General features: G+C 66.6%; 1 protein-coding gene. It reads right to left on the bottom strand.

The window, feature by feature from the left end; translation table 11 throughout:
• Positions 1–112 precede the first annotated feature (112 nt).
• Positions 113–2,604 (bottom strand): molybdopterin-dependent oxidoreductase (locus GPA_RS02260; RefSeq protein WP_041238824.1); only part of this gene is annotated, 2,492 nt, incomplete at its 5' end.

Below are 2,604 nucleotides of genomic sequence, written 5' to 3'. Positions count from 1 at the left end.
TTCGCGTTGACGTCCTCTGCGGGCGCGGCGCCCGAGCATCCGGCCGCGGCCAGCGCACCGAACGCCATCGCGACCACGAGGGCGCCGGCAACCAAATGTTTCCTCATAGCGATCACCCCTCGACCTTCGTGATAGAGACGCAGGTCTTCTTGTAGTCCGGCTCCTTCGACAGCGGGCAGTACGTGTCCTGCACTGCCAGGTTCACCAGCGTCTCCTCGGCGAAGAAGGGCGCGAACACGATGCCCTCCTGCGGCTCGGTGCGGCCGGCCGTGGAGGCCTTGATGTCGAACTCGCCGAAGCGCGACTTCACGTGCACGAGGTCGCCGTCCTTCACGCCGAGCTTCGACGCGTCGTTCGGATGGATGTTCAGCAGCGCCTCGGGCAGCGCGCGGTCGAGCTCGGGCACGCGGCGCGTCATGGTGCCGGTGTGCCAGTGCTCCAGGAGGCGTCCCGTGCAGAAGTAGAACGGGTACTCGCCGTCGGGCTCCTCCGCCGGCGGCTCGTAGGGGCGGAACACCACGGAGGGCTTCATGTTGGCGGACTTGTAGAACGACAGGTTGTTGGCCTGGCCCTGCTTGCCGTACTTCGCCACGCCGACCTCGTCGAAGCCGTCGGCCTGCTTGCCGTCGGCGAAGCGCCAGTGCGTCTCGAGCCATTTGCCGTCCACGTTGCGCACGGGCCACGTCATGCCATGGTGCGCCAGGTACTTCTCGTAGGGGGCCAGCTGCTTGGCCTCCATCTTAAGCTTCGCCTCGAACTTCCCGTCGGCATCGTCGTTCACGGCCTTGGCGCGCTCGTTCATGTCGGGGTTCGAGAAGATGCGGTACTCCTCCCACAGCAGGCGGTTCGTCTCGCGCCCGTCGTTCTTGAAATCGTGCGCGCCCTTGTCGTAGACGAAGCCGAACAGGTGGTCGAAGGCGTCCTTGCCGTCGATCTGCTCGCCGTCGAGCACGCGGTGCGCCACCTCCATGAACGCCCACAGGTCCCACTTGGCCTCGCCCGGCGGGTCCACGGCCTTCTCGAACACCGCCGTGCGCCGCTCGGCGTTGCCGAACTGGCCCTCGCGCTCCACCCACATGGCCACGGGCAGCACGACGTCGGCGTACTGCGTGGACAGCGTCGGGTACACCTCGTTCACCACGATGAACGTGTCGAAGATGCCCTTCTTGTCGCCCTGGCCCAGGAAGCGGGTGAGGTTCGGCATGGACTGCGCCCAGTTGTTGTGCGCGGTCCATAGGAAGTCGAGGTTGCCCTTCGACATCTCGCGGAAGATCTTCACCGTGTGCATGCCGGGCTTCTGGATGGCGTCGAGGTAGCCCTCGGGCAAATCCCAGATGGCCTCGGTGTAGCGGCGGTGCTGGGCGTTGGCCACCAGGAGGTCGGCGGGCAGGCGGTGCGAGAACGTGCCCACCTCGCGGGCCGTGCCGCAGGCCGTGGGCTGGCCGGTGAGCGAGAACGGGCCGCAGCCGGGGCGGGCGATCTTGCCGGAGAGCAGGTGGATGTTGTAGATGTTGTGGTTCATCCAGGTGCCGCGGTTGTGCTGGTTCACGCCCATCGTCCACAGCGACATGATGTTCTTGTCGGGGTCGGCGAACTCGAGCGCGAGCGACTTCAGGTCCTCCGCCGGCACGCCGGAGAGCTCGGAGGTGTACTCGAAGGTGTAGGGCGCCAGGCGCGCGGCGTACTCCTCGAACGTGATGGGGCTCACGGCGTCGACGGTCTTGCCCACGTCGCTCGCGTCGTAGCCGTCGTCGGTGGCGTTGCCGATGTTCTCGGTGCCCTGCTTGAACTGCAGGTGGTCGTTCACGAAGGCCTCGTCGTACTTCTTGTTCTGCACGAGGTAGTTCGCGATGCAGTTCGCGATGGCCAGGTCGGTGTTCGGCTTGAACAGCATGACCGTGTCGGCGCTCACGGACGTGCGGGTGCGCAGCGTGCCCAGGTCGTAGTGCTTCACGTTCTTGCCCGAGAGCTTTCGGGCCGTGAGGCGCGAGTACAGCATGGGGTGCGCCTCGGCCATGTTGGCGCCCCAGGTGACGAACACGTCGGCGTTGTCGAGGTCGGCGTAGCAGCCGGCCGGCTCGTCGGTCTGGAACACGTTCATGAAGCCCACCACGGCGCTGGCCATGCACAGGCGCGCGTTCGGGTCGACGTTGTTCGACAGCAGGCCCGCCTTGATGAACTTGGCGCAGGCGTAGCCCTCGGTGATGGGCTGCTGGCCGGAGAGCCAGAACGCCAGGCGGGTCTTGTCGGCCTTCCATGTTTCCTTGAGCTTCGCGGACACGAGCTCCAGCGCCTCGTCCCACGTGGCCTCGCGCAGGCCCTCGTCGGTGCCCTTCGTGGCCTTGTCCTCGCGGATGAGCGGCTTGGTCAGACGGTCGTCGCCGTAGAGGATCTTGCCCAGGTAGTAGCCCTTCACGCAGTTGAGGCCCTTGTTGGAAAGGTTCTCCGGGTCGCCCGTCACGCTCACGAGCTTGCCGTCCTTCACCTCGCAGATCACGCCGCAGCCGCAGCCGCAGAAACGGCACACGGCCGTGTGCTTCTGCCCCTCGCCGCCCGACGCGGCGCCCGTGGAGCCCGAACCGCCGCCCGCGCAGCCGGTCATCG

Source organism: Gordonibacter pamelaeae 7-10-1-b, from assembly GCF_000210055.1.
Classification (GTDB): Bacteria; Actinomycetota; Coriobacteriia; order Coriobacteriales; family Eggerthellaceae; genus Gordonibacter; species Gordonibacter pamelaeae.
Note: the sequence above shows the minus strand (reverse complement) of the source record. Positions and strands in the feature narration are given on the sequence as shown.